The following is a 26,799-nucleotide window of genomic DNA, read 5'->3' on the forward strand; positions in this document are numbered from 1 at the left end:
ACCCGCGGCATTCGCGTCAGGCACACCGGCTGCGACTTACCCAAGGGCTTGCACCTGATCCTGGACCCCGACCTGCGCACCAAGACCACCGCGAACTGGGCGCCGCCGGCCAATGGCCGAATGTTCCTCGCGCTCCATCGCGCATGCGCTACGCCGGCGTCGCCGACCCTCCCGGCAACGGCGTCGACCTGTAAGCCACCTTGCCGGCCGATCCGGAAAACTGAGAGCCATGCGGTCAGCTCGCGGCGATGGCCGACGACGACCGTGAGCTGGCTTATCAACGGTCCATCAGTGGTCGCCGACCATGCGTGCAGCATTTCGGGCGTATGCAACCGCAGCGCGGCCGCTGCTGATACAGCAGCTGCCTCCGCCATTAGCTGTCGGTTGCCGACACACCATGGGATGAGAGCGTCGCTGATTTTGACCAGCGTGATTTCACGTCGGCCTAGGCTCCTAGGAGTTCTCCGAGGCGACGAGCGATCAGGTGGACAGTGTCTGGGTATGCCGCAATGGCGCCGGCAGCGGCGGTTCCGCCTATTGCGGTTGCCCACAGGCGGCGGAGCAGGGTGCTCTGACGGACCGATGCTCGCAGCGCGCTGAATTCGTCCTGTCGGTCGAGGTCTGCCAGATCGTCCGGAGTACGGCGCCAGGTGGACGGGAGTCCGATGATGGCGTTGATCCTGGCGACCTCGTCGGCGGTCAGTACGGCCGGCTTCTTGCGGAGCCAGCGCAGCAGGCTGCCGGTGGAGATCACGTCGACGGCCGTGGGTCGAGTCTTGATCTCCAACTTCGCCGGCTCGAACACGGCAACCACCGGACGCACCGGCACCTCCCAGCCGACAGCGGCGCTGAGCAGGCGAGCAACTCTGGTTGCCTCGAACTCACTCTTGCGAATGTGATCGCACTTGACTCCACCCACGAGGAAGGTCTTGCCACCCACCCACACCCGCTGCCCAGAGTGGTTCTTTGTGTTGATCGTGAACACGCCCGCCGGCCCGACAACCAGATGATCGACATCAGCCCCGCGTACGCCGACCGGCACCGCGTGCAACACGGTCCAGCCGTCATCAAGTCTCGACAGCATCCGCCCAACCGCCAACTCCGCGTGGGCTCCGCGAAACCACTTCAATCCGTCAGCTGTCAGCGGCGACGCACCCAGCACTCTGAGCACCCGGCCCCGCGAACGCAACATGCCCGGCTCCGTCAGAACCGCATGCATCACCGCATGGCCAGGCCTCCGATCCCGAAGCCCCACCACGCGCCCGGCAACAGACAAGCCGTCCTGCTTCATAAGTCCCCCTGCCCCTACCATCGGCATTCCTTAGGGCCTCGTTACGCGTGTGATGATTGCGCAGGGGCGGAACGTCGTTAGGGGGCGAAATGAAGCCATCGACGTGGTGGTGGGGCGCCGAGCGATCGTTGCCATCGCACCCGAGGGCCTGTACGACGGACTTGCCGCGATCATCGTCCTGCGCTTGGCCGCCGCTTTTGCCGCCTGAGTCGTGGAGCGAAGCGTTCCGCGCGAGAGGCGTGACATGACCGGCGATGTGAGCTGGCCGGGCCGAGGGCCGACCTGGCTCGGAGTACCGGCGTTGGTGATAGCAGTCGTGGGTGGGCTCACGCTTGGCGAGGTGACGCATCGGCAGGAGTTCAGTCGGGAGTTGCTGACGAGCGGCGGCGAGGTTCTCGCGGAGTCGGTGGAGGTGAACGTTGGCCGACTCGTCGGTCCGGTGACCGTTGAGTTCCGGACCGCCGATGGCCAGCGGATTCGGACCGACCTTGCGGACAACGAAACCAACGACGCTCAAGGCATGCCGGAAGGGCCGCAGACGCCCGCGGCCGGTACAAGGTATTCGATGCCCCTCAAGGTCGTGTATCGGCGAGCGGATCCCTCAGTAGCTCTGGCGTCGATCGATGCACAAGAGTGGGTTGACGACCGGAAGACGCCGCAGCAGGGAGTCTGGATGCTGGCCGGTGGGCTTGGGGTCACTGTCGTAGCGCTTGTCTTGCTCAGTCGAGATGCACGACGGCGAGGCCTTGCCTGGTGGCAGTGGTACACCGACGGGTCGCGTGGAGCTGGCGCCTCGTAACACCACAGCACCGCGGGGGGCTTGCGATTGGAAATGTTAGTGGCTAACATTCCTCAGTGTGAGTGGTCGTAAAGAGCGGACTCGGGAGCGGTTGCTGAAGGCTGCGTTGGAGTTGTTCGTGGAGAATGGGTACGAGCGGACCAGTGCGGGTCAGATCGCCGCTCGGGCCGGCGTCACCGAGATGACCTTCTTCCGGCACTTCCCCACCAAGGCCGATGTGCTGGTCGACGATCCCTACGATCCGGTGATCGGCGAGGCGATTCGCAAGCAGCCGATGGAGCTGGATCCGATCACCCGGGCCGCGCGTGGGGTGCGGTCGGCCTGGCTGGAGCTTCCTTCGCCGGCGACCGACGAGGTGCGGATCCGGCTGCGGATCGTGGCCGAGACCCCGTCCCTGCGGGCAAGCATGGTGGCCGGTACGGCCGCGACCGAGGCGGTGATCGCGGACGCCTTGGTTTCGGGCGGCACGGTACGCCGTACTGCGGTGATCGCCGCCGGAGCCGTGATGGGTGCGCTCAATACCGCCTTGCTCGCGTGGAGTCAGACCGACAGCGACGATCTCGGCGAGGCGATCACGACCGCACTCGACGTACTGGAAGAGCGTCGTGGCTGAGCAGGCGCTCGACGCGCGCGGTCTCGTCCGGGCTTTCGACGACGGCACCGGCGTGCTCGGGACGGATCTCTCGGTCGGGCAAGGCGAGATTCACGCCCTCGTCGGTCTGAACGGCGCCGGGAAGTCCACACTCATGCGCCTCCTGCTGGGCATGCTCAAACCATCCGCGGGCTCGGTCACCATCGCCGGCCGAAGCCTGGATCAGACCGACTGGGCCGACGTCGGACACCTCGTCGAATACCCCTTGGCATACCCGGAACTCACCTGCCGTCAGAACCTAGCCCTGGCGGCCAGGTTGCACGGTGTTGCTCCGAGCCAACTCGACGAGGTCGTCACGGCAGCGACGGCTGAGCTGCGACTGACGCAGTACCGGGATCGCCGCGCCGGGAAGCTGTCCCTCGGCAATCGACAGCGCCTCGGGCTTGCGTCGGCTCTGCAGCACCAGCCCGGACTGATCGTGCTGGACGAACCAACGAACGCGCTCGACCCGTCCGGCGTGATCCTCCTCCGCGAGGTGCTGATGCGCCGCGCGGCGCAGGGCGCCGGAGTACTGGTGAGCAGTCACCACCTCGACGAGGTCGCGCGGATCGCCGATCGCATCTCGGTACTGAACGCGGGCCGGATCATCGGCGCCATCGACCCGGGCGGCGTCGACATCGAGCGTGCGTTCTTCGACCTCGTCCTGGCCGACGACACGGCCAACCGGAACGAGGTGACCCGATGAGATCCGCCCTCGCCGTCGAGTTCACCAAACTGGTCCACGCGACCCTCGTCCGCGCCACCACGGTCCTCACCGCGCTCGGTATCGCGCTGATCTGCGCCGTCATGCTCGTTGCCTCGGGCACCAAAGATCCTCAGCTCGCCGCGAAACTCGGGCCGCTCGTGGACCCGGGCGGCTGGGCTGGCTATCTGGCCTCCGCCGCCCAGGTGACCGCCGCGGCCGACCTCATCGGCTGCGGGATGATGTTGAGCTGGCTGTTCGGCCGCGAGTTCGCCGACGGCACCATCACCGGCCTCTTCGCCCTCCCGGTCTCCAGGCCGGTCATCGCCGCCGCGAAACTCTGCGTCTACCTGGCCTGGGTCGTGTTCACCAGTACTGCGCTACTTTGCGCCCTACTCGTCTGCGGACTGGCGGGCGGACTCGGCCCGATCCCCGCCGACGTCCTCGACGCGATCGGCCGCCAATTCGCCCTGACCATCCTCACCGGTCTGGTCGCCGCCCCGGTCGCGTGGGCCGCAACAGTCGGCCGCTCCGTACTGGCCGGGGTCGGAACCACCATCGGCATCCTCGTACTCGCCCAGCTCATGGTGGTCGCCGGCGCAGGCCCATGGTTCCCCTTCTCCACCCCGGCTCTCTGGGCAGTCACCGGCGGCGCCGACGTATCCCTCCCCCAACTAGCCCTGGTCCTGCCCATCGTGCTGATCAGCACCTGGCTCGCCCTCCACGCCTGGCGCCGCCTCCAACTCGACCGCTGAACCGCCGCCCAGGACACCGGCCCGCGACCCCGACCAGACGTTCAGCAGTCATCAGGATCGATGGCATAGTGCGTGGGCTGGGCCGGCCGGCCGGTCGGTTGGAGTGGGGAGATGTCCGATCGAGGAACCGCCCCAGCCTTCCGTTGCGCACGGGACGATTCCTCGTTCGAGGACCATCAGAACGCTCACCACATTTCTCAGTCCGGCTCGAAAGAGCGCCTCTTGAAGCCTCCGGACCTCCTAGCTGGAAGGGCTGTCAGGGAAGGTCGAGGTCGCGGTGCTGGAAGGTGGTTCTGCCGGCGGTGAGCAGAGCGACTCCGATGGCTGCGAGTGCGATCAGCGGTACCGCGTCGAGCCCCTTGAGTGGCATGACCGTGAGGTGGCTGAACGGGGAGATGTCAGCGACCAAGCCGGGCAGGTCGAGCAGCGCGCCGAACATGCCGAAGAAGAACGCATAACCGACCAGCAGCCAGACCCACACCGACCATCCCGGGCGGATCCCGAACAGTGCGGCGGCAACTCCGATGACGACGAGTTCAGCGGGCAGGAAGGCCAGCGTCGCGACAGTCACTTCGCCGATGACGCCGGCGCCGGCGGCGCCGCCGACCGCACCGAGTCCGACGCCGAGTCCACTCACGGCTAGCAGGAACGTAGACGCCAGGACGGTGAAGGTCAGCCAAGCCGTGATCCACCGGCCCCGACTGACAGCTGTCGCGAGAACCGCTTCCGCGTGACCGGTGCGCTCCTCCGACCTCAGCCGTAGTACGGAAGAAACCGCGAAAGCCGCGATCAGCAAGGCGAAGAACAACGCCATAGTGGCGTAGAAACCGTCAGTCGGATCTTTGCCGTTGGCGGCGAACACCTCGCCCATGTCGGGATTCTCGGCGACTGCCTCGGTGACGGAGTCGCTCAGGGAGCCGCTGGCCGCGGCGAAGATGAACAGCCCGATCGCCCAGCCGATGACCGAGGCGCGCTGCTGACGGAAGGCCAGCCCGAATGGCGTCGACAGCGACGCCGGCGCCTCCGCCCGTCCGAGCCGGGCAGGCAGCAGGCCGGCACCGACATCGCGCCGGCCCGACAGCGCATACGCGATCGCAACACATCCGAGAACAACTGCGACCGCCAGAAGCAACGGCCACCACCGCAGGTCCACGAAGGGACGCGTCTGCTGCACCCAGGCCAGTGGAGAGAACCACGACACCAGGCTGCCACCAGGTTCGGCGGCGTCGCCGATCGCGCGCAGGAGAAAGGCCGCACCCACCACGGTCATCGCCAGGCTCGACGCCGATCGAGCGTGCTCGGTGAGTTGAGCCGTCACCGTCGCGACTCCGGCAAAGGCGAGCCCTGTCATCCCGATGCCGACACCGACCGCGAGCGAGTCCGCGACCGCGAGGCCGCCGGACATCATCGCCAGCGTCGTCAGTACTGCGACTGCGGCGTTCGCGATCACCGCGACGACCAGCGCGGCCAGCGGTGCGGCATGCCGACCGACCACTGCCGATCGGATCAACTCGGCCCGACCTGTCTCCTCCTCGGCGCGGGTGTGGCGAACCACCAAGAAGATGCTCATCATGGCGGCCGGAACAGCCAGCCACAGCACCATTTCGTTGGTGATCATGGCCCCGAGCGTGTAGTGGTCGAGACCGTAGCCAGGGCCCGACATCATCGTCGCGGGCGGCGAGTCCATCAGCTCAGCCCGGACCTGCCGTTCCTAGGGCGTCGAGTAGACGGTCGGGAGCGCCGATACGGCGTACAGCATGCCGAGGCCGATCCCGCCCACCCAGATGGGCAGCTTGATCCGGTCTCTGCGCAACGCGAACCTGACCAGGTCCCGGGTCGCGGTGAGGCTTTCGCGGCGAGTCGTCATGCCGAAACCTCCTGCGCAACCAGCTCATCGCCGTACTGGCGCAGGAACAGCTGCTCGAGTGACGGCGGCGCGCTGTTCAGCGTGCGTACTCCGAGGGTGCCGAGAGCCTGGACGACGGCAGCCATCCGGTCGTGGTCGACATCGAACGTCACGATGCCTTGGTCGGCCGCGAAGTCATGCACACCCGGCAACTCGGCCAGGCGATCGGGCGAGCCGTCGATCGTGGCGGTGATGGTGGTGCGGGTCAGGTGCCTCAGCTCGGCCAGCGTGCCCGACTGAACCGCACGACCGGCACGGATGATCGTCACGCTGTCGCACAGCTTCTCCACCTCGGCCAGGATGTGGCTGGACAGCAGCACGGACCGCCCGGCCGTCTTCGCCTCGGCAATGCAGTCCTGGAAGACAGTCTCCATCAACGGATCGAGACCCGAGGTCGGTTCGTCGAGGACGAGCAACTCGACATCCGCCGCCACGGCCGCGACCAAGGCGACCTTCTGCCGATTGCCTTTGCTGTACGTCCGGCCCTTCTTGGTCGGGTCCAGCTCGAAACGGTCCAGCAGCTCCGCTTTGCGGACCTTGTCCGCTCCCCCACGGAGTCGGCAGAGCAGGTCGATCGCCTCGCCGCCGGTCAGGTTCGGCCACAGGCTGACGTCCCCGGGCACATAGGCCAGCCGACGGTGCAGCTCGACCGCGTCGTTCCAGGGGTGCCTGCCGAGCACCTCGACCGATCCCGAGTCGGCCCGCAACAGGCCCAGCAGGACACGGATCGCGGTCGACTTGCCGGCCCCGTTGGGACCGAGGAATCCGGTCACCTGACCGGTCTGCACGGTCAGGTCGAGGCCGTCGAGGGCCTTCACCTGACCGAAGGACTTGTGGAGTTGCTGGATTTCCAGGGCAGCGCTCATCGCTGTTCCTCATTCTGGTGATTCCGGGCCAACCCGTACCGAGGGCCCGCGTGATGTCGTCTGGATCAGGGCGCTCCCCTTTGAGGGTGAGCGCGTCTCCGCTACGGAACGGCCGGGCCGCCGGGCGGATCGGGGACGTACATCAGATAGCTGTCCAGCATCGTGCGGTCGACGAACAATCCCTCGGTGAACAACTCCAGAGCCGGCAACGTGATCTGGTCAGAGATCTCGCGCAACGCAGTACGGAAGTCGTCCACCGACACCATCTCCGGGTGGAGCGAGATCCACAGCATCAGCGAACCCATCCCCTGAAAGGTGAGGTACCGCGCCCGGCCGGCCGGATCACGGCTCGGCCGGATCGTGCCCGCCGCAACACCCGCGGCCAGATACTCCTCGGCATCCTGGACCATGTGCTCGACAAAGGCTGTCGCGAGTTCACCGCCGGCCTGCATGCTCCGTACGGCGTACAGGGCCAACGGCCCGTACTGCTCGATCTCAGCCAACTGGGCGAGCATCCCCGCCGCGCTACCGGAGGTCGCGGCACGCAGCTTCTCGGACCGGATGACGCCCAGCACATAGTCATCACAGGCCTGCCGCAGGCCCTCCTTCGAACCGAAGTGATGAATCACCAGACCAGCGGTCACACCGGCATCCGTCGCAATCGTGCGCAACCCGGCACTGAACCCATCACGCCCGAACCGAGCCACGGCGGCATCCCGAATCCGCTCCATCCTCGACACCACGGCACGACCCGCCGCCGCATCGTCAGAGGACTCGGTTGAACGCATGTTCAAAGACTAAACGCCTGTTCAATCCACCCGCAAGCCCTCGCGTCGCAACCTGAGGCGCCGGCTGGCTCTGTTTCGCCGCAAGGCACGGAAGGCTAGTCTCCGTGGCCTGACCTCGGTGTCGTTCGCAAGCGGAGCAACTCCAGCACCGCATCAGGATCGACCGGCGTGAAGGACGGCTGGACGCGACCACCGACATCCAGGGAGATGATGGACGTCCGGCGATAGCGCCGAAGGTCCAGCGGGAGCCAGAAACCGGGATTCGTCGTTCCCCACCCGCGGAGGCGCCCTGTCAGCCACCCCATCCGCCGAACGTGGACTGCCCGAATCTGCCCAAAGGTGATTCGCTTAGCTGTCGCGAAGGGGAAGTAGTACCGAGCGAGGGTCAGACCACTCTCGTCCACCCGCACCAGCCCGTCGTCATACAAAACATCGCCGGCCACCCACCGATCCAACCACAGGCCGAGCAGTGCGGCGGATCACCAGCCTCGCGAGGCCGCCGGGATCACCCGTCAGCGATCGTCGACTTCAGCTTTGCATCAAGGCAACAGCCCCAAGGATGACGACAGCTGCACCGAAGATGGTAAAGATTGTCAGCACCGCCTTCATTTGCGTGACGGCTGTGGCGTGGGTGATGTCGGCGTAAAGGCGGGATTTCATCAATGCGTTGACAACCGGCGAGATTAGCCGGCTATTCCTGCCCGCGACCGAGAGGACTATGAGGACGAGGCCAAGCCCTATCGCCAAGAGGGCTCGGCTCGTGTCACTCATGCGTCGCGGTAGCTGTGGGCGTCGTACTGGAGCTCCCGTCCGGGTGGATGTACGGATAGCTGTGACTCGGCGAAGTACTCGTGCTGGTCAGCAATGGGCCCTCTTTCGCTACGTCCGATCTTCTCAACAGTGGTTCTGCGGGTCATCATGGTTGCGGTCCGTCGAATCGCTTCGACGCATCGGCCGCCGCCCCAGACCGACCTTGTGGAGAATCCATGGACCCCGAAGACTTGAACTCGCCTCTGTTGCGTCGCCGGTCGTTGCTGGCCGCAGGCGCCTCGTTGCCGGTGCTTGCGGTGACGGCACCTCCTGCTGCCGCGGCGACCCGGGTGGTCGTCGAACCGTCGATCGTGCAGCAGAAGATCCAGGGCTTCGGCGGTATGAACCACCCCGGGTGGATCCCTGACCTCACCGCCGAGCAACGGGAAACGGTCTTCGGCACGGGCGCGGGGCAGCTGGGCTTCACCGTACTGCGCATCCCTGTCCCCGAGAACCGCGATGACTGGAGTCGCCAGGTCGCCACCGCCCGGCGCGCCAGTGAGCTCGGCGCCAAGGTCTTCGCCTCGCCGTGGAACCCGCCGGCGTCGATGACCGAGACCTTCTCCGGAGGAAAGCGGCTCCGCTACAACTCGTACGGCGCCTATGCCCAGCACCTGAACGACTTCTCCACCTTCATGCGCAACAACGGAGCGCCCCTCTACGGGATCTCGGTGCAGAACGAGCCGGACTACGCGCACGACTGGACGGCCTGGACGCCGGCCGAGATGGTCAAGTTCCTGCGGGACAACGCCGGCGTGATCAACACCAGGGTGATCGCGCCCGAGTCGTTCCAGTACCGCAAGACCGCCTCCGACCCCATCCTGCAGGACCCCGCGGCGCTGGCGAACGTGGACATCCTCGGCGCTCACCTTTACGGCACCCAGCCCGCCGACCTCCCCTACCCGCTCTTCCGCGAAAAGGGTGCCGGCAAGGAGCTGTGGATGACGGAGGTCTATCACCCGAACAGCAGCGAATCGGGCGACCTCTGGCCGCAGGCACTCGACGTGGGTGAGCACATGCACCGCGCATTGGTGGACGGCCGGTTCCAGACGTACGTGTGGTGGTACATCCGCCGCTCGTACGGCCCCCTGCGCGAGGACGGGCGGATCAGCAAGCGCGGTGCCAACATGGCCCACTTCTCGAAATGGGTTCGACCCGGCTACCTCCGGATCACCGCGACCGCGAAACCGGCGGCGAACGTCTTCATCACCGCGTTCAAGAACGGATCCCGGATCGTCATCGTCGCCGTCAACAAGAACGCGTCGGCGGTGAACCAGCCGTTCACCATCCGGGACACCACGTTGGCCACGGTCTCGACCTGGGTGACCACCGCGAACCGGACGCTGGCCGCGGACTCGACCATCACCATGACGAACGGCTCCTTCGACACCCAGCTGCCGGCGTACAGCATCAAAACCTTCGTCGCGGGCTGACTGGAGCCCGCGAAGCGCGTAGTCCGCACCGCAGCCGTTGGTCCAAGGCTGATGGGCGGCGTCACAGATGGGGGTGGTGTTCTGTCTTAGCGGGTATGAACGGACCTGACACTACGCGGATCGACACTGTCGAGAGCCTCCGCGAACATCTGCAATGGGCCATCGAGCTGGAGCACGCGACGATTCCGCCGTACCTGTATGCCCTCTACTCTCTCGACGTCGCGCGCAATCCGGACGCGGTGGAGCTCGTGAGCAGTGTGTTCGTCGAGGAGATGGTGCACCTGTCACTCGCCGCCAACCTGCTGAACGCGGTGGGCGGTGAGCCTCGGCTGGACATGCCGGAGATGCTCGCTGCCTACCCGCGACTGCTTCCGCACGGGTCGGTGAAGTTGTCGCTCCTCCCCTTCGGGCCGGAGGCGCTCGAGATGTTCCTCGCCCTGGAGAAACCCGAGTCGCCGACCGGTCCCGCGGAGAGCGATCACTACGAGACGATCGGCCAGTTCTACGACGCGATCGAGGACGGGTTCCGCTACCTGTGCGACACCCTCGGTCCGGACGAGGTGTTCACCGGCGACCCGTCGCGCCAGGTCACCTTCGGCGCCTTCCACCACACCGACGGCAAACTCGCCGCCGTCACCGACCTCGCGTCAGCGCTCGCCGCGATCGAAGAGATCGTCGAACAGGGCGAGGGGACGTCCGTGGGCGCGATCTGGGACGGTGACCACGACATCATGCACCCCGACCGCGACGAGGTCGCGCACTACTACCGGTTCGAGGAACTCAGACTCGGCAGGCGGTACCAACGTGGCGACACACCCGCCTCCGGCCCGACCGGCGACCCGGTCACGGTCGACCCTGCGGGTGTCCACCCGGCGTCGGACATCAGTACTGCGGAGATTCGCCAAGCACAAGTTGCCTTCGACAACACCTACTGCACGATCCTCTATCTCCTGCAGGAGGCCTTCACCGGGGAACCGGCGCAGCTCCGCGATGCCGTCAAAACCATGTTCGGTCTCAAGGCGCAGGCCACAGCCCTGTTCCAGTCCGGCGCCGGACCCACCTTCACCTACATCCCACCTGACGAACGCATGTGAGCTGAATGCCGACGAACGACTCTCGTCACGCCGTGTGCCGTTTCACCGCTGCCGGATTGGGTCGGCGAGGGTGACGGTGTTGCTGAGGTAGTGCTTGCCGTTCCAGTTGTCGCAGGTCACGAGTACCAGGCGGCCGTTGGTGGTTTGGTCGAAGAGTTCTGGCGCGTGTTGCGCGAGGGATTGTTTGGGGTAGTTCGTTGTCGAGGTGACGGCGTACGTGATGCGGCTGGTGCTGGTGATGACGGTGACGAGCGCGCCCGGGCGGAGTTTGTGGAGGTTGTCGAAGGCGCCGCCGCCGGTATGGACGGTGTGGGCGGTCATGACGGCCGAACCGATGCGGGCTCCGGGCTGGGCGCCGGCTGACCACCACCCGACGGCACGTGGATTCGACGGTGGTGTGAGGATGCCGCTGTCCGCAGCGATCGGTATCACTTGCGCCGACACTGCGATCTGTGGGAGCAGGATTCGCTTCGGACTCCCCTGGCCTGCATTGCCGGATCGGACAAGCGTAGGGGCCGTGCTCAGTAAGAGCGGGCTGGCTGTGGGGGCGTTTGTCGTCGACCGTGGGGCGGCTTCATCGCCTGCTGGGTGGGCGAAAGTCAGCCATGCGGCTGATAACGCGAGAACGAAGCCGACCGCCGTGATCACCCGGCCTCGAAAGGCCAGGTGATCACGACGTACATGCCGGCTTCTGCCCATGCGAGATATCAGCGCTGGTGCAGTCCGCGGCGTCGGCGTACCAGCAGCGTGGCAAGGCCGATCATGATGGCGATAGCCAGCAGGCCGGTGCCCGCGATCGTCCAGCCGTGGTGGGAATCATCCTGCGCAACAGGGCCGGGAAGGCCGGCCTCCACCGCGGTCGGCACGGCGATCGGCGTCGACGGTACGGCGGTCGGCGTCTCGACCGGCGAACCTGACGGCGTACCAGTCGGCGAAACGGTCGGCGTACCGGTCGGCGGTGTGACCGTAGGCGTCACGGTTGGCTTGCCGGTCGGCGACGCGGTCGGAGTGGGAGTCGGCGACTTGAAGGCGCACTTCACGCGCACCCGGACAAGGGCGACGACGTCTCCGTCGACGTTCTGGGCCTGCAGTTCGTACGTGTTGTTGACCGGAGCGCCGAAGCCGACGATTTCAGACCCGTGCGGGGCGAGGTTCACCACGTAGTTCTCGGCGACATCGCCAGCCTGGAACCCGACCATGTAGACCTGTTCCGTGGCGTTGGGGTTGCTCAGCTTGGCCGAGACCGCGGCGCCGACGTCTTCGCACCTGACCCGTACGTCGCTGTAGACCGGCGGCCGGACCTTGGTGGTCTGGCTGGTGACGTCCGTACTACGGGCGACAAGCTGCGCTGACGCGGACGTACTCCCCAACAAGAGCAGACCTGTCACCAACGTGGCCGTCATCAACCCGCCGACGAACCCATGATGTTTCATCGCGAGACCGCAAACCGCGTGCAGAAGGATGGCGGCGAGTTCGAACAGTTGGGGCGGATCGGTAGACGAAGACGAACAGAACAAATGCTGTGAAAAGACTTCACATTGCCCCCCTTAGGACACCTATTCGATGCACCCAGGGGGCTGAAAGTTATCGCACCGCACGACCTCGTGCGGCCGTACGTCGGTCATTTGGGGGCGTCTGTGGCCGGGGACAGCGTGCTCTGTGTGGTTTGCAGGGTGTGACGGTTGGCGGGCGGGATCGACCTGGAGTGGTGGGCGGTGCACCGACTGTGGCCGAGGGCACCAAAACGGGCCGTCATCCACAGATCTGAACGAAAGAAGGGCCGTCTGGCCCTATCGTCAGCGGCTGGGGCCAGCTATGAATGGGCCACCGGCACGTGAAGAACGGTCATCATCCTGAGGGGGGGTGCGATGACCAAGATCTTGGTGATCGACGACGAACCCGACCTGGTGCGGTTCGTCCGGAGGACACTGGAGACCGAGGGCTACCAGGTCCTCACCTCGACGAACGGGCTCGACGGCATCCGGCTCGCGCTGACCGAACGGCCGGACCTGGTCGTGCTCGACCTGATCATGCCGGGCGTGCATGGCGAGGCGGTGTTGTCGGCCGTGCTGGCACAGGACCCGGGCCGGCGGGTGCTCATCCTGTCCGCCACCGGCGACGTCCAGCTGCGGATCTCCTGTCTCGAGAAGGGTGCGGTCGACTTCTTGGCCAAGCCGTTCGCGGTCCGGGAGCTGGTCGCCCGGGTGCGCAGCCGGTTGCAGGAGAACGCCACCTCGCGACAGCGCAACATCTTGCAGGTCGGCAACATCGCCTTGGACCTGCAGGCACGCCAGTTGCTCGTCGACGGCCGATCGACGGTGCTGTCACAGCGCGAGTTCCTGCTCCTGCTCCACCTGATGCGGAACGCTGACGCGGTCTGCACCCGGCAGGAGCTGCTGTCGGAGGTCTGGGGCTACGACTTCGATCCGGCGACCAACCTGGTCGACGTCTGTGTCGGCCGGTTGCGCGCGAAGCTGCGCCCTGATCTCATCGTGACGGTGCGCAATGTCGGCTATCAGCTCCAGAGCGCCTGAACCGCCGACGGTCCCGGTACTTCGGCCGCTCCACAACCTGGCCGTCGACCTCGCCTTGGCGATCTTCGTCGTGGCGATGATGGGCCTGATGATCGAGCTGCCCGGGCACGAGGCCGGACCGTTCCACGTCATGTTCCTGGCCCTTGCGGTCGCCTACGGCTACCGGGTCTGGCCGGTCGTGCCGACGCTGGCCATCATCGTCGCGATCATCGTGCCGAGCGGCTGGCTGATGTGGACGCACGCATCCGAGGGGGTGCTCGCCCGCGCCGAGCTGGTCGAGATCCCGCTGATGCCGGCGGTGATCGGGGTGATGGTCTGGCATGCCCGGCAGCGCGCCACCGCCCTGCGCCAGGTCGAGGCGATGGCCGCCCGCCAACTGGCCGGTGTGGACCGCGAGCGGGAGTTCTTCCGCGACGCCTCGCACGCCATCCGGACACCGGTGACGATCGCCCGCGGCCACCTCGAGCTCGCTGCCGCCTCCGGACTTCCCCCCAGTGCGGAGGCGGACCTCACCATCGCCCTGACCCAGCTGGACCGGATGTCTGCCCTGTCGCACCGGCTGCTCGCGCTCGCCCGGCTGGACTCCGGAGTCGCGCTCCGGCTGCAGCCGACCGACCTGGGCGAGCTGGTCGGGCAGCTCGGCGCCAACTGGGCGCCCAGCGTCGACCGGCAGTGGCGGATCCTGACCGAGGAAACCGGTGTCGCTGCCGTCGACCCCGAGTGGCTGGCGCCGGCCATCGATGCCCTGATCGAGAACGCAGTGCACTTCACCGCGAGCGGCGGCGCGATCAGCCTGAGCTGCCAACTGCTCGAGAACACCTTCGCGATCACGGTGACGGACTCCGGTCCGGGCATCGACGACCAGGACCTGGGCGTCATCTTCGACCGGTTCTGGCACCGGATGCCTCCGAACGGCCCGATGGGCAGCGGACTGGGCCTGTCGATGGCACAGGCCACCGCGGTCGCGCACGGTGGCTCGCTGACCGCTCACAACCATCCGCTGGGCGGCGCGGTCTTCATCCTCACGCTGCCGCGCCGTGGCAGCGGTACCCAGTGACACGTCGCTCTCAACCAGTGAGCAGGCGGCGCTACGTCGATTGCACGATGCAACGATCCTGGCCGGTTCCTACCTTGGAACCATGAGCCTGATGAGGAGTCTGAGCCTGTGCGCGACGGCGCTGCTGCCGGCCGGCCTGCTGGCGTTCCCCTCCGTCGCCGAGGCCGCGACGACCTCCCTCTACGTCGACCGCACGGTCGAGTGCTCGGACGCCGGGACCGGCACCTCCAGTACGCCGTACTGCACGATCGGCAAAGCCGTGAGCAAGCTCGCTGCCGGGTCCACCCTCTACATCGGCGACGGCGTGTACGCGGAGACGATCAAGCCCACCCTCTCCGGCACCGAGGTCGAGCCGATCACGATCACCGGATGGCCCGGGCGCAACCCGACCATCGCCGGTTCGACGTACTACGGTGTCAGTCTCACCGACCGTAGCTACGTCACCGTCTCCGCGTTGACCTTCGCCGGAACAGTTGCCGACGGCATCTACGTGTCCGGCGGCGACCACCTCACCATCACCGGCAACACGATCAGCGGCGCCGGCCGTCCGGTCAAGAGCAAGACCGCTCCCGGGATCAGCATCCGCGGCGCCGGCTCGTCGGTGGTGAGCGGCAACACCGTGCATCACAACAACGGCACCGGCATCCTGCTCACCGCGGGTGCGACCGGCATCACCGTCAGCGGCAACACCGCGAGCTTCAACGCCGACGGCTTCCAGCGGAACGCCAACGGCATCAACGTGGTGAGCCCGGGCAACGCCGTCCTGCGCAACGTCACCCACGACAACGAGGACTCCGGCATCCAGTTCTACACCGGCGGAAACAACAATCTGGCCGCGCTCAACGTCACGTACAACAACGGTGACCACGGTATCGACAACCTCAACGTCACCGGCGGCCGGCTGATCGGTAACACCGTGTACCGCAACTGCACCTCCGGTATCAACGTCGAGGGCACGTCGGGCAACTTCCAGGTGGTCGGCAACATCGCCGTCGACAACGCCGTCTACCCGGCCTACCAGGGCATCTCCTGCGCACGCCGGGCGGGCAACATCGGCATCTGGGACTCCGCGCCGGCCAGTACCACGGTCGACCACAACCTCGTCTGGCTGACCACCGCCGGCAAGATGTACGCCTTCGGCTCGACCTACACCTCACTCGCGGCGATGCAGGCGGCGACCCAGCAGGAGTCCCACGGCATCCAGGCCGACCCCGGCTTCGTCTCCACCGGCGACTGGGACCTGCGGTTGCTGGCAGGCTCTGCCGCGATCGACCGCGGCGACTCCGGGGTCTCCGGCGCCCAGTCGACCGACATCACCGGCGCTTCGCGGTACGACGATCCCGCGACGGCGAACACCTTCGCCGAAGGCCCGCGCGACTACGACGACCTCGGCGCCTACGAGTTCGGTCCCTGACCCCGGCGCGCACTTCATGACAGGAACATGACCGCCTGATGACGGCTCCGCGAATCCCGCACCAGCGCCTGGACGAACCCCTGTACTGGTGTCCTGAGACCGAGACATGCTCGCCAAGGCGCCCTTGCGAAAGGGTGGGCGGCACGGAACCGCAGGGTCAGAGGTTCGCTCGGTGATGACTCTGAGGGGGGTCACAGATGAGCGTCGTCGGTGCGCCGGAACCATTCGTCGAGGACAGTTTGCCGACGAGCAACCCGGACCAGTTGCAGAGACTGTGCCACGACCTGCGGCAGTATGTCGCCGCAGGTCTCCTGCTGTCCGAGCCGAGAGCCGGGCAGGACGCCGGGCAGACCCGGATGACGTTGATCCACCAGCAGTTCACCGCGATCGCCGAACTGCTCGCCGCGGAGTTCGACCGCGGCCAGGACACCGGCACGGTCAATCTCTCCCGCCTGGTCACCGAGTGTGCCGACGTCGTGCGGCAAACCCATCGCGGCCGGATCACCGTCATCGGGTCGAAGCATGTGCTGGTCGACGGTGAGCAAGCGCTGTTCAGGCGGGCCGTCGGCAACCTGCTCGACAACGCCTGCCGGGCCGCCGGGCCGGACGGGCGAGTGACGGTCACCGTCGGCATGGACGTCGACGAAGCGAGGGTCGAGGTGGCCGACAACGGTGCCGGCTTCGGTGGTATCGCCTCGGGCACCGGCCACGGCCTCCAGGTGGTCGCGGCCGCGGTGCGGGCCTGCAAGGGGCGGCTGGAGATCTCCAGCGGACCAGGAGTGGGCACCACGGTCCGGCTCTGCGTCCCGGCCCGGCAGCGCGCGGTGAGACCGGCATGAGGCTCGCGATCTGTGACGAGCAATGGTTGTTCTCGTCGGTCCTGTCGGTCGCCCTCGCGCAGCAGGGTCACGAGGTGGTCCTGACCACTGACGAACCTGCTGTTCTGATGGAACGCGCCGCGGAGCTGCAACCGGACATCTGCGTGATCGACGTCGTGGAGAGCTACGCGGTCGGCGTGGCCGGTTACCTGGCCGGCCTCGACGATCCGCCGGCCGTCGTCCTGCTGACGGATGTTTGTCAGGACGGCGTCTGGGCGGCTTACGACCTGGGCCTGATTCGCGGTGTGGTCAACAAGGCCTGTGTGTTCCCGGTCTTGATGGAGACGCTCGACCGGGTCGCCTCCGGGGAGCGGGTGGCCGAAGGATGGCAGGTCCCCGGTCGGCGCCAGGACCATGGCGTGGTCGACGCCCTCACCGGCCGCGAGCTCGAAGTACTGCGACTCGTCGTGCAAGGACACTCCACCCAGGCGATGGCCGACCAACTCAGGGTCAGCCGGCACACGGTCCGGACCCACGTGCAACAGATCCTGCGCAAGCTCGGCGTGCACGGCAGAGGCAAGATCGCCAGGGCAGCCGAAGCCGCCGGGCTGGTGGACGCGGCCACCCTGAGCAGCGGCGGTACGTCGAAATGACCGCCGGCGACGCAGGAGCGGCCCTTCTGCTCGTCGACGATCACCGGGTCTTCGCGGACGTGCTGGGTGAGGCGTTGCTCGGCGAGGACGGCATCAGCCGGGTGAGCCGCGCCTCCGACCTGGACACCGCCCGGGCAATCCTCGCGGTCGACCCACCCGACCTTGTGCTCCTCGACCTGATGCTCGCCGGCGAATCCGGTTTCGACCTGCTCGAAGAGCTCGCCGGTTGCTCGGACACCCCGCCCGCCATCGTCTTGTCGGGCAGCAACGAACCGCGCCTGATCGTCAAGGCACTCGAGCTCGGTGCCGGTGGATGGCTGTCCAAGACCACCCCCTTCGACGCGCTGGTGGCAGCTGTCTGGCAGGTCCTGGACGGTCACCTGTACCTTGCGCCGAGCACGTTGCGGCCGGTGCTGAACCACCTGCTGTCGGATCGCCTGGAACGCCAGGCCGCCGCCGGCTTCGTCGCGGAGCTGACGCCGCGCGAACTCGAGGTACTGCGCTGCCTGGTGTCCGGGATGACAAGGGCCGAGGTCGCCGCGCAGTTGTTCGTCTCGATGAACACCGTCCGCACCCACGTGCAGAGCCTGCTGCGCAGATCCGACCAGCACTCCGCGCTCGCGCTGGTCGCCTTCGCCCGGTCACACGGTGTGAAGGGCATCGACGAGATCGGCAATCTCCCGGCCGCGGATCGTCCTTATGACGTAGGCGGTCTCACCTCCTCGTCGGGCGCGGACCACGCTCACCGCCCGTAGCGTCGAGGTCAAAGCAAGGGCTCTGAGGGGGGCTACCGGGATGACGACCCGAATCAACGCTGCGCCGCGCGCCGTACCGGCCGAAGAGGTCGAGGTGCCGTTCGCGGACTGCTACATCACCACCACGGCCCAGGACGCCGCACTCCGCGTACTCCGGTCCGGCTGGGTGACCACCGGCCGTGAGGTGGCCGCCTTCGAGGCCGAGTTCGCCGACTACGTCGGGGCCGGCCACGCGATCGCGGTTTCGTCCTGTACACAGGGGATCGAGCTCGCCCTGCGCTCCTTCGGTCTGCCGCGCGGATCACTCGTCCTCACCTCCACGATGACGTTCTGCGGCGCGGTCCAGGCGATCGTGCACGCCGGACTGCAACCGGTCCTCGTCGACGTCGACGCCGTCACCGGAATGCCGACGCCCGCCACCGTGCGCGACGCAGTACGGGCTTTCGGACAACCGGCGGCGATGACCGCTGTGCACTGGGCCGGCGATCTCGCGGACGTGCCCGCGCTGGCCGAGGCCGCCGGGCTCACGCTCGACCAGATCGTCGTCGATGCTGCCCATGCGATCGGCACGTACGACGGGACGACGGCCATCGGCTCGCAGTGCGGAGCGACCTGTTTCAGCTTCTACGCGACGAAGAACCTGCCGCTCGGCGAGGGCGGCATGATCACCACCAACGATCCGGACCGGGCCGGATGGTTGCATCAGGCCCGTTTACACGGGATGACCGCCGACGCGTGGCGCCGGTACCTGCCCGGCGGCAGTTGGCGCTACGACGTCGCCGAGCCCGGCCTGAAGGCCAACATGACCGACATCCAGGCCGCGATGGGGCGTGCACAGCTCACGCACCTGCCCCGGTGGCAGGAGCGCCGGGCCCGGGTCGCCGCCCGCTACGACGCCCAACTGTCCGTGTTACCGGCGGTCGCACTCCCCCACCGCCCCGCGCCCGGAATCGGCACCCACGCGTGGCACCTCTACCCGATCCGGCTGGCTGCGGGGATCGAGAGGGACGAGGTGATCGCCGAGTTGGCGGGACGGGGAATCGGCACCTCGGTGCATTTCATCCCGGTCCACCAGCTCACGTACTTCGGTCAGGTCGCGTCGATCCCCCCAGGTGGGATGACCGGCGCCGACACCCTGTTCGAGCAGTTGTTGTCACTACCGATCCATCCCCGTCTCACCGACGGCCAGATCGATGCCGTGTGCGACGCGTTGGCAGACGTCACGCACCGCCGCTTTTCCAGAAAGGAAACGGAATGAGTCAGCCTGTGCTGCTACGGCAAGACGAGAAGAACCTGCTGCGGACCATCGTGGTCGGGGCCGGTGAGGCCGGCCTTGCCCTGGCCCGCGACCTGCACCGGGTCAGCTCGTTCGGGCTGGAGCCGGTGGGCTTCCTGGACGACGACGAGTCCAAGCAGGGCCGGCGGTTCGGTGGACGCCGCGTCCTGGGAACACTGGCAGACCTCGAGGACATCCTGGAGCGCAACCGGGTCGACGTGGTCGTGGTCGCCATCCCGTCGATGCCGACGCACGAGGTGAAGCAGCTCGGCCTCCGGGCGACGGCGCAGGGCGTCACCGTGCTCCACCTGCCGCCGTTCCTGTCGGCGCTTCAGCGGCAGATCGCCGGTACCGACATGCGCGCACTGCAGGTCGGGCCGCTGATCGGGCGACCGGAGATGCACGTGGTCAGCCGCGGCGCCGCCGGGGCCATCGCCGGCAAGCGGGTCCTGGTGACCGGCGCCGGCGGCTCGATCGGCAGCGAGCTGTGCCGGCAGCTCTACGGCTTCAGGCCTGCCGAGCTGATCATGCTGGACCACGACGAGTCGAATCTGCACCGCACTCAGCTCGACCTCTGGGGCGAGGCCCTGCTCGATACCGAAAGCACAGTGGTGGCGGACATCCGCGACGGCGAGCGGATCCACCAGCTGTTCCGCGACCACCGCCCACAGATCGTCTTCCACGCGGCGGCGCTCAAGCACCTGCCGGTCCTGGAGCGGCACCCTTGCGAGGGCGTGAAGTCGAACGTCCGTGGCACCGAGAACCTGGTCGAGGCCGCGATCGAGTACGACGTCGAGCGGTTCGTGCTGATCTCCACCGACAAGGCGGCCAACCCGGCTTCGGTGCTCGGGGCAACCAAACGGCTGGCCGAGCTGGTCCTGGAGGCGCACCACGGCTCGGACACCGTGCTGACGGCGGTCCGGTTCGGCAACGTGCTCGGCAGCCGCGGCTCGCTCCTGGACGTGGTCCGCGACCAGCTCGCCAGCGGCGCGGACGTGACCGTCACGCACCCGGACGTGAACCGCTTCTTCATGACCATCGAGGAAGCCGTCGGGCTGGTCCTCGAAGCCGCCCGGATGGCCGACGGTTCGTCGACGTACGTGCTGGACATGGGCGAACCGGTCCGGATCGTCGACCTGGTCCGCAACTTCGCGAACCTGCTCAACATCCGCGACGTGACATTTCGCTACACCGGCCTGCGTCCCGGCGAGAAGCTGAGCGAGGAGCTGTTCGGCCGCGAGGAGGAAGCGCTGCCGACCGATCACCCGCGGATCTCGATGACGAAGCCGCCGCACGCGGTGCCGGGTTTCCGGGCCGGGCTGCGCGAGCTGTACGACGCGGCTTCGCACAACCGTCCCGACGAGGTCTTCCGGCACCTGCGCCACCTCGTCCCGGAGTACACCCCGGCTCCCGGCCTGGTGTCCGCGGTCACCGCGGGCGCGCCGTACCCGGACGACTTCTGACCACGTCACCATCGATCACGACTGCGAGCAGAGATGACCACTCAGCAACGGCCACCAGTGAACGTCCGCGTCCTCGACTCCACCGTCCTCGACCCCCCGACGGTCTTCGATGACCCCAGCCTGCTACCGGCTGACCACGCCACAGTCTCGGCGTTGCGTCATCGGGTCGAGGGCGTGGACCTGGCAGCACCACCGGTCGTCCTGCCCGACTTCCACCACAAGTCGACGATGGAGCTGCCGTCCAGCGTCGCGGTCGCGACCATCGGCACGATCCGTCCCGATCTGACCAGTTCGTCGGTGAACTGCGGGATGGCGCTGATCGCCGTCGACTCCGAGCTACCAGACGAGCGGGCGATCGACACCTTCATGCGGGCCGTTCGCGAGCGCTACCCCTACCCTACCCAGCGCGCCCGCGAGCTGACCCGCTCCGAGGTGGTCAGAGCGGTCGAGAACGGTTCGGAGTTCAGTGTCGAACGCTGGGGCGCACCCGCTGACGATCTGGAGCGGATCGAAGAAGGTGGCCGGATCGAGCTGGAACGGTACGGCGGAATCGACCGGCTCCAGTCCGAGCTCCCCGGCGTCGCCTTCCAGCTGGCCCGGTACCGGTTCGGCACCGTCGGCCCGTCGAACCACTTCGTCGAGCTCCAGCGGGTCGAGGAGATCCTGGACCCGGAGCGGGCCGCCAAGTTGGGGGTGAAGGAAGGTCAGCTGACCATCCAGTACCACGGCGGCGGCGGCGTCTTCGCCGGCGAGATCGGCCGGCTCTTCTTCCGCCGCAAGGACTATCCGCGCCAGATCCAGGCCGTCAACGCGGTCCTGAAGCCGTGGTTCCACCTGCGCTCCGCGAAGTCTTTCGCCCAGCTCAAGTCCCGGCTGAGCCTCTACTTCACCGATGGTTGCCCGCCGCTGGAGCTCGCCGGCGACGAGGGTCAGCGACTGATGCTGGCCACCGCGGCAGCGATGAACTACGGCTTCGCCTTCCGTACCGCGACCTACGCGGCGCTCCGCAAGGTCGCTGCCGAGTCCTTCGGCGGCGCCACTGGGCGACTCGTCGTCGACTCACCGCACAACAGCATCTACGAGGAGCCGGTCGACGGATCGCTCGCGGTGGTCCATCGGCACAACTCCTGCCGGGCCTTCCCTGCCTCCATGATGACGCCCGGAACCACTTTCGCGGACACCGGTCAGGCCGTCCTGCTGCCCGGCACGCATCGCACCTCCAGCTACCTCGCGGTGACCGGGGACAAGGCGGCCACCAGCCTGTACTCCGCTTGTCACGGCGCCGGCACGGTGGTGAGCGATCTGGTCACCCGGGGCGTCTCCGACAACGACCCGATGGGCCGCAAGACCCGGCGCTACCGCTACGACGGCGCCGCTCCGACCGACGCCTACCACTTCGACGACCGCGGCGTCGACGCCGCGCTCGACGTCCTCGTCCGTAACGGGCTGGTCAAGCCGGTCGCGCGGATGCGGCCGGTTGCCGTACTCCACTGACCCGCTTCCAGACGCAGGAGAGATCATGCACAGACGGCTCGAGCGGCAGCTGGCGGCCGGATCGGTCATGATCCTTGCCGCGGCCGGCCTGGTAGTGAGCGGCAGTCCGGCGGCAGCGGCCGGCGCGGGCTACTGGGTGAACAACGGCGCGGCCAACTGCAGCGACACTCTGGCCACCGCAGGCACCCAGGCCGTTCCGTTCTGCACGATCTCCCAAGGAACCAAGAAGGCGATCGTGCCGGGCGACACCGTGCACGTCGCGCCCGGTACGTACCGCGAGCAAGTCACCATCAACGCCTCCGGCACCAGCACCGATCCGATTACGGTCATCGGTGACGGACCGGGCGTTGTCATTCTGGGCACCCGGGCCCTGAGCAGCGCGGCACTCTGGACCGCGACGAGCACTACGGCCTGGAGTACGCCGTACGCGCCGCCGTCCGTGCCACGGCAGGTCTTCCTCGACGGACGGCGCCTGGCCGCCGCGACCTCGGCGACCACCACCACCGCGAACAGCTGGTTCTACGACGTGACCGCCAAGGTCCTGTACGTCGACGCCGGCGGCCCGAACCCCGGCGACGGCCACCAGGTCGAAGCCGGCGCCCAGTCGTTCGGCATCACCGCGAGCAGCCGGTCGAACGTTGCCATCAGCAACATCCAGACCGACCGGCCGAACCTGGCCGGCGTCCGGTTGCTGACCTCGGCCGCCGCCACCGTCGATCACGTCACCGCGTCCCAGTCGGCCGGCAACGGCATCCTGATCGACAGCTCGCCAGGCGGCGGCACCATCGTTCGTGCTGCTGCTGTCGACGGATCACTGTCGACCGGGATCCGGATCGCCGCGTCCAGCGGAGTCACCGTGACCGGGTCGGCCAGCCACCACAACGGCCTGCACGGCATCGGCCTGTCCACCTCGTCGAACAACCTGATCGCCGGCAACACCAGCTACGCGAACACCTCCGTCAACCCGGCCGCCACCTCGGCAGGCATCGACGTGAACACGAACTCCCCCGACAACACCGTCATCGGCAACATCACGTACCAGAACCAGGACACCGGCGTGCAGGTGTACAGCGGTTCCCATCGCGCGCTGGTCGCTCGCAACATCTCCTACGCCAACGGCGACCACGGCTTCGACACGCTGGCCTCGACCGGAGCCCGTTACCTGAACAACACCTCCTACGCGAACCGCCGCGACGGCATCTCGGTCGAAGGGGTCTCCACCGGTGCGACGCTGGCCAACAACCTGCTCGTCGACAACGGCGTCACCGCCACCGAGTACAACCTGTACGTCGACGCCGGCTCGCTGCCCGGCTTCAGCGCCGACCACGACACGGCCTACAACCACACAACCGCTCCGACCACCAAGGTCGGCGGGACGATCTATCCGAAGCTGTCCGCGTACGCCACGGCCAGCGGCCAGGAGAGCCACGGCTCCTCGATCGACCCCGATCTGGCCGACCCCGCCTCGGGCGACTTCCGGCTGACCGGCGGCTCGACCGCCGTCGACTCGGCGAACTCGGCGGTCACCGGCTTCCGGCCCGTCGATGCTGCCGGCAACCAACTCGCCGACGACCCGATCGTGACCGACACCGGCGCCGGCAGCCCGGCGTACGCGGACCGCGGTGCGCTGGAGTTCCAGCCGGTCGCCGGTACGACGAACTACGCCCCGCACGCCGCGCTGATCCTCGACCCGGCCGCGGTGAGCACGCCGCCGTCGATCCCGGTGACGGCGGACGCGAGCGGCTCCAGCGACGCCGACCTGTTCGGCATCGCGTCGTACACCTTCGACTTCGGCGATGGCACGATCGTCGGCCCGCAACCCACGCCGACGGCCACTCACACCTACGCCGGCCCAGGCAGCTACGCGGTCACCGTCACCGTCACGGACGCCGCAGGCCTCACCGACTCCGCGAGCTCGCAGGAGGTGGTCAGCACCCGGCCGGTCCAGACCTACTCGGTCGAGCAGACCAACCCCGCCTGCACCGACACCGGTCCGGGCACCGCCGCCTCGCCGTTCTGCACCATCGGGACAGCCGCCAAGAAGCTGCTCGCCGGCGACACCGCTCTGGTCGGACCAGGCCAGTACCGCGAGCAGGTCGCGATCACCGCGAGCGGCGAGCCGGCCAACCCGATCACGCTGAAGGCCACCTCGCCCAGCGCCGTCATCGTCGGCACCAACGACGTCTCCGACGCGGCCGGCTGGACCGCTACCAGCACACCCGCCTGGAAGCACACCTTCGCGGTCACTCCCACCCAGGTCTTCCTCGACGGCCGGCCCTTGCCCAAGGCAATCAGTGCCACCGCCACCACGCCGAACAGCTGGTTCTACGATGCCGCCACCACTAGCCTGTACGTCGACACCGGCGGCACCAACCCGGCAGCGGATCACACCGTCGCAGCGGGCGCTCGCAGCTTCGGCATCCTGCTCCGCCAGGTCAGTGACATCGCGGTCTCCGGATTCGCGATCCGCCAGCAGAACTTCAGCGGAGTGACCCTGGACCGGACCCAGCGAATCACCCTCGGCGATCTGGACCTCGCCCAGGCCGGCGCTCCCGGCATCACGGTCGACGCCTCGAGCAACGCACGCCTGACCGGCATCCGGTCCGCCTTCAATCTCTCGATCGGCGTCCGGTTCTTCAACTCCACCGACAGTGAACTGCGCAACTCGGTGACCCACGAGAACCAGCACCACGGCGTCAGCGTGCAGGGCAGCACCCGGGTCACGGTGGCCGGGGTGACCACCTACCTCAACAAGCGGCTGGCCACCCGGGTCGCCACCGGCGTCGACGTCAGCGCCTCCTCGCGGCAGACCCTGGTCGAGGCGAACCACTCCTGGGGCAACGACGACTCCGGCATCGAGTCGTACAGCGGCTCGACCGGTACCACGATCCGCCGCAACGTCGTCCACGACAACGGCGACCACGGCATCGACACCTCGTTCGCGCCGGGCACCACGGTGCTGTCGAACACCGTCGTCCGCAACGCGACCGCCGGGATCAACTTCGAGGGCGGCTCGACCAACTCCACCAGCCGGAACAACGTGGCGATGGACAACGCCGTCGGCAGCACCCGGACGATCGGCGAGATCCGGGTGGACGAGGCATCCAGTCAGGGCACCACGCTGGACCGTGACCTGGTGTTCCAGACAGCGGCCAACGGCCCCCTGTACGAGTGGGCCTCGCAGCCCTACACCACGATCGCCGCCTTCCGGGCCGCGAGTGGACAGGAGGCCGCCGGCAAGGCGGCCGATCCACGCTTCGTGAACCTGACCGGCCGCGACCTGCACCTGACCGGCCAGTCGCCCGCGATCGACTCCGCCGACACCGCGGTGTCCGGCTGGACCGGTACCGACCGCGATGGCATGGCTCCGGCCGATCACCCGGCGATCGCGAACACGGGCGCCGGACCGATCCCGTTCGCCGACCTCGGTGCCTTCGAGTTCGTCGGACCGGCGGCCCGCGCCACCATCACACCAACGGCCGGCTTCTTCGCTCCGGTGGACGTCACCGTCGACGGATCGACCAGCGTGGCCCTCGGCGCACCGATCACGGCGTACCAGATCGTCTGTGGCAACGGCACGGTGCTGGCCACGTCGAGGGGCATCTGCCGCTACCCGGCAGCCGGTACCTTCACGCCGACGCTCACGGTGACGGACGCGGCCGGACTCAGTGACACGTGGACCAGTGCGCCGATCGTGGTGGAGCCGAACGGAGTACCGACCGCACGGATCACCGCAACGCCGACCCAGGCCTACCGGCCGCAGCAGGTCGTTCTCAACGCCGGCGCGTCCTCGGACGCCGACGGCAGGCCGCTGGCCGGCTACACGTTCGACTGCGGCAACGGCCAGACCTCGGGTGCGCTGTCGACATCTTCCTACACCTGCAGCTACCCGAACGCGGGCACCTTCACCGCCCGGGTGACGGTGGCCGACACGGGCGGCCTGACGAGTTCAGCGACGGCCGAGGTCAAGATCCTCGCCGATGTGCCGCCGGTCGCGGATCTCAGGCTGAACAAGTCCTCGATCAGGTTGAAGCAGTCCGTCACCGCGGATGCTTCCGGCTCGACCAGCGTCGACAAGTCGCCGATCGCCACCTACCAGTTCAGCTGCGGCACCGGACCGGCCAAGCCGGTCCAGACCACCCCGACCACCACCTGCACCTACAACTCGATCGGCCTGTTCGTGGTGACGGTGACCGTGACGGACACGGTCGGGCTGTCCAGCTCGGCCACGAAGACAGTGCTGGTGCTGCTGTGAGGCA

Annotated in this window: 24 protein-coding genes; 16 read left to right on the forward strand and 8 right to left on the reverse strand. The window is 67.6% G+C overall.

The features are described 5' to 3' along the window. Positions 1–445: 445 nt before the first annotated feature. On the reverse strand, positions 446–1,192 hold the full coding sequence (locus tag AB0F51_RS37915; protein ID WP_360288369.1) for a nuclease-related domain-containing protein: 747 nt from the start codon (positions 1,190–1,192) through the stop codon (positions 446–448). 343 nt (positions 1,193–1,535) lie between these two features. Between AB0F51_RS37915 and AB0F51_RS37920 the strand changes: the two genes are divergently transcribed. From AB0F51_RS37920 to AB0F51_RS37935, 4 genes are read left to right on the forward strand one after another with little or no spacing between them, the layout of a single operon-like run. After that, a complete protein-coding gene (locus AB0F51_RS37920) occupies positions 1,536–2,090 on the forward strand; it encodes a DUF3592 domain-containing protein (RefSeq protein ID WP_360288371.1) in 555 nt (184 codons plus the stop codon). Positions 2,091–2,148: 58 nt separating this feature from the next. Further along, a complete protein-coding gene (locus AB0F51_RS37925) occupies positions 2,149–2,703 on the forward strand; it encodes a TetR family transcriptional regulator (RefSeq protein WP_360288373.1) in 555 nt (184 codons plus the stop codon). Continuing rightward, on the forward strand, positions 2,696–3,427 hold the full coding sequence (locus AB0F51_RS37930; RefSeq protein ID WP_360288375.1) for an ABC transporter ATP-binding protein: 732 nt from the start codon (positions 2,696–2,698) through the stop codon (positions 3,425–3,427). The genes AB0F51_RS37925 and AB0F51_RS37930 overlap by 8 nt, the downstream gene beginning before the upstream one ends. Further along, the gene (locus AB0F51_RS37935) at positions 3,424–4,179 is read left to right on the forward strand and encodes an ABC transporter permease (protein WP_360288377.1); all 756 of its coding nucleotides are present in this window, start codon (positions 3,424–3,426) and stop codon (positions 4,177–4,179) included. Before AB0F51_RS37930 ends, AB0F51_RS37935 begins: the two co-directional genes overlap by 4 nt. A 256-nt stretch (positions 4,180–4,435) precedes the next feature. Here the strand turns inward: AB0F51_RS37935 and AB0F51_RS37940 are convergent, their stop codons facing one another. The 5 genes from AB0F51_RS37940 to AB0F51_RS37960 all read right to left on the reverse strand — a co-directional run bounded on the left by AB0F51_RS37940 (position 4,436) and on the right by AB0F51_RS37960 (position 8,510). After that, positions 4,436–5,797 (reverse strand): polyketide antibiotic transporter, encoded by a 1,362-nt coding sequence (locus AB0F51_RS37940; protein WP_360288379.1) that lies wholly within the window; start codon positions 5,795–5,797, stop codon positions 4,436–4,438. Positions 5,798–5,890: 93 nt separating this feature from the next. Further along, complete coding sequence (locus tag AB0F51_RS37945; protein ID WP_360288381.1) at positions 5,891–6,046, reverse strand: hypothetical protein; 156 nt, start codon at positions 6,044–6,046, stop codon at positions 5,891–5,893. Beyond that, a complete protein-coding gene (locus AB0F51_RS37950) occupies positions 6,043–6,951 on the reverse strand; it encodes an ABC transporter ATP-binding protein (protein WP_360288383.1) in 909 nt (302 codons plus the stop codon). Before AB0F51_RS37950 ends, AB0F51_RS37945 begins: the two co-directional genes overlap by 4 nt. 101 nt (positions 6,952–7,052) lie before the next feature. Then, the gene (locus AB0F51_RS37955; protein WP_360288385.1) at positions 7,053–7,739 is read right to left on the reverse strand and encodes a TetR family transcriptional regulator; all 687 of its coding nucleotides are present in this window, start codon (positions 7,737–7,739) and stop codon (positions 7,053–7,055) included. 528 nt (positions 7,740–8,267) lie between these two features. Further along, positions 8,268–8,510, reverse strand: coding sequence for a hypothetical protein (locus tag AB0F51_RS37960; protein ID WP_360288387.1), 243 nt, complete (start codon positions 8,508–8,510; stop codon positions 8,268–8,270). A gap of 215 nt (positions 8,511–8,725) precedes the next feature. On the opposite strand from AB0F51_RS37960, the gene AB0F51_RS37965 reads away from it, so the two are divergent. Continuing rightward, a complete protein-coding gene (locus tag AB0F51_RS37965; RefSeq protein WP_360288389.1) occupies positions 8,726–9,982 on the forward strand; it encodes a glucuronoxylanase in 1,257 nt (418 codons plus the stop codon). 95 nt (positions 9,983–10,077) lie between these two features. Continuing rightward, the gene (locus AB0F51_RS37970; RefSeq protein ID WP_360288391.1) at positions 10,078–11,076 is read left to right on the forward strand and encodes a ferritin-like protein; all 999 of its coding nucleotides are present in this window, start codon (positions 10,078–10,080) and stop codon (positions 11,074–11,076) included. Positions 11,077–11,118: 42 nt separating this feature from the next. On the opposite strand, the gene AB0F51_RS37975 is transcribed toward AB0F51_RS37970, so the two are convergent. Together AB0F51_RS37975 and AB0F51_RS37980 are read right to left on the reverse strand one after the other, a co-directional pair. Continuing rightward, positions 11,119–11,775, reverse strand: coding sequence for a class F sortase (locus AB0F51_RS37975; protein ID WP_360288393.1), 657 nt, complete (start codon positions 11,773–11,775; stop codon positions 11,119–11,121). 8 nt (positions 11,776–11,783) lie between these two features. Next, a complete protein-coding gene (locus tag AB0F51_RS37980; protein WP_360288395.1) occupies positions 11,784–12,509 on the reverse strand; it encodes a hypothetical protein in 726 nt (241 codons plus the stop codon). 435 nt (positions 12,510–12,944) lie between these two features. Between AB0F51_RS37980 and AB0F51_RS37985 the strand changes: the two genes are divergently transcribed. The 10 genes from AB0F51_RS37985 (at position 12,945) to AB0F51_RS38030 (ending at position 26,795) form a co-directional block, all read left to right on the forward strand. After that, a complete protein-coding gene (locus tag AB0F51_RS37985; RefSeq protein ID WP_360288397.1) occupies positions 12,945–13,610 on the forward strand; it encodes a response regulator transcription factor in 666 nt (221 codons plus the stop codon). Continuing rightward, positions 13,582–14,667, forward strand: coding sequence for a HAMP domain-containing sensor histidine kinase (locus tag AB0F51_RS37990; protein ID WP_360288399.1), 1,086 nt, complete (start codon positions 13,582–13,584; stop codon positions 14,665–14,667). The genes AB0F51_RS37985 and AB0F51_RS37990 overlap by 29 nt, the downstream gene beginning before the upstream one ends. An 82-nt stretch (positions 14,668–14,749) precedes the next feature. Beyond that, complete coding sequence (locus AB0F51_RS37995) at positions 14,750–16,081, forward strand: right-handed parallel beta-helix repeat-containing protein (RefSeq protein WP_360288401.1); 1,332 nt, start codon at positions 14,750–14,752, stop codon at positions 16,079–16,081. Positions 16,082–16,278: 197 nt separating this feature from the next. After that, positions 16,279–16,920 (forward strand): HAMP domain-containing sensor histidine kinase, encoded by a 642-nt coding sequence (locus AB0F51_RS38000; RefSeq protein WP_360288403.1) that lies wholly within the window; start codon positions 16,279–16,281, stop codon positions 16,918–16,920. Continuing rightward, positions 16,917–17,552, forward strand: coding sequence for a response regulator transcription factor (locus AB0F51_RS38005; RefSeq protein ID WP_360288405.1), 636 nt, complete (start codon positions 16,917–16,919; stop codon positions 17,550–17,552). The genes AB0F51_RS38000 and AB0F51_RS38005 overlap by 4 nt, the downstream gene beginning before the upstream one ends. Beyond that, positions 17,549–18,307: a response regulator transcription factor gene (locus AB0F51_RS38010; protein WP_360288407.1), complete on the forward strand. Its 759-nt coding sequence runs from the start codon at positions 17,549–17,551 to the stop codon at positions 18,305–18,307. Before AB0F51_RS38005 ends, AB0F51_RS38010 begins: the two co-directional genes overlap by 4 nt. Before the next feature lie 40 nt (positions 18,308–18,347). After that, entirely contained in the window at positions 18,348–19,565 is a 1,218-nt protein-coding gene (locus AB0F51_RS38015) for a DegT/DnrJ/EryC1/StrS family aminotransferase (protein WP_360288409.1), read from the forward strand. Continuing rightward, positions 19,562–21,046: a polysaccharide biosynthesis protein gene (locus AB0F51_RS38020; RefSeq protein ID WP_360288411.1), complete on the forward strand. Its 1,485-nt coding sequence runs from the start codon at positions 19,562–19,564 to the stop codon at positions 21,044–21,046. Before AB0F51_RS38015 ends, AB0F51_RS38020 begins: the two co-directional genes overlap by 4 nt. Before the next feature lie 33 nt (positions 21,047–21,079). After that, positions 21,080–22,540: an RtcB family protein gene (locus tag AB0F51_RS38025; RefSeq protein WP_360288413.1), complete on the forward strand. Its 1,461-nt coding sequence runs from the start codon at positions 21,080–21,082 to the stop codon at positions 22,538–22,540. A gap of 25 nt (positions 22,541–22,565) precedes the next feature. Next, positions 22,566–26,795, forward strand: coding sequence for a right-handed parallel beta-helix repeat-containing protein (locus AB0F51_RS38030; RefSeq protein WP_360288415.1), 4,230 nt, complete (start codon positions 22,566–22,568; stop codon positions 26,793–26,795). Positions 26,796–26,799: the final 4 nt, after the last annotated feature.

The sequence above is a fragment of the Kribbella sp. NPDC023855 genome (assembly GCF_040639475.1).
Lineage (GTDB): Bacteria > Actinomycetota > Actinomycetes > Propionibacteriales > Kribbellaceae > Kribbella.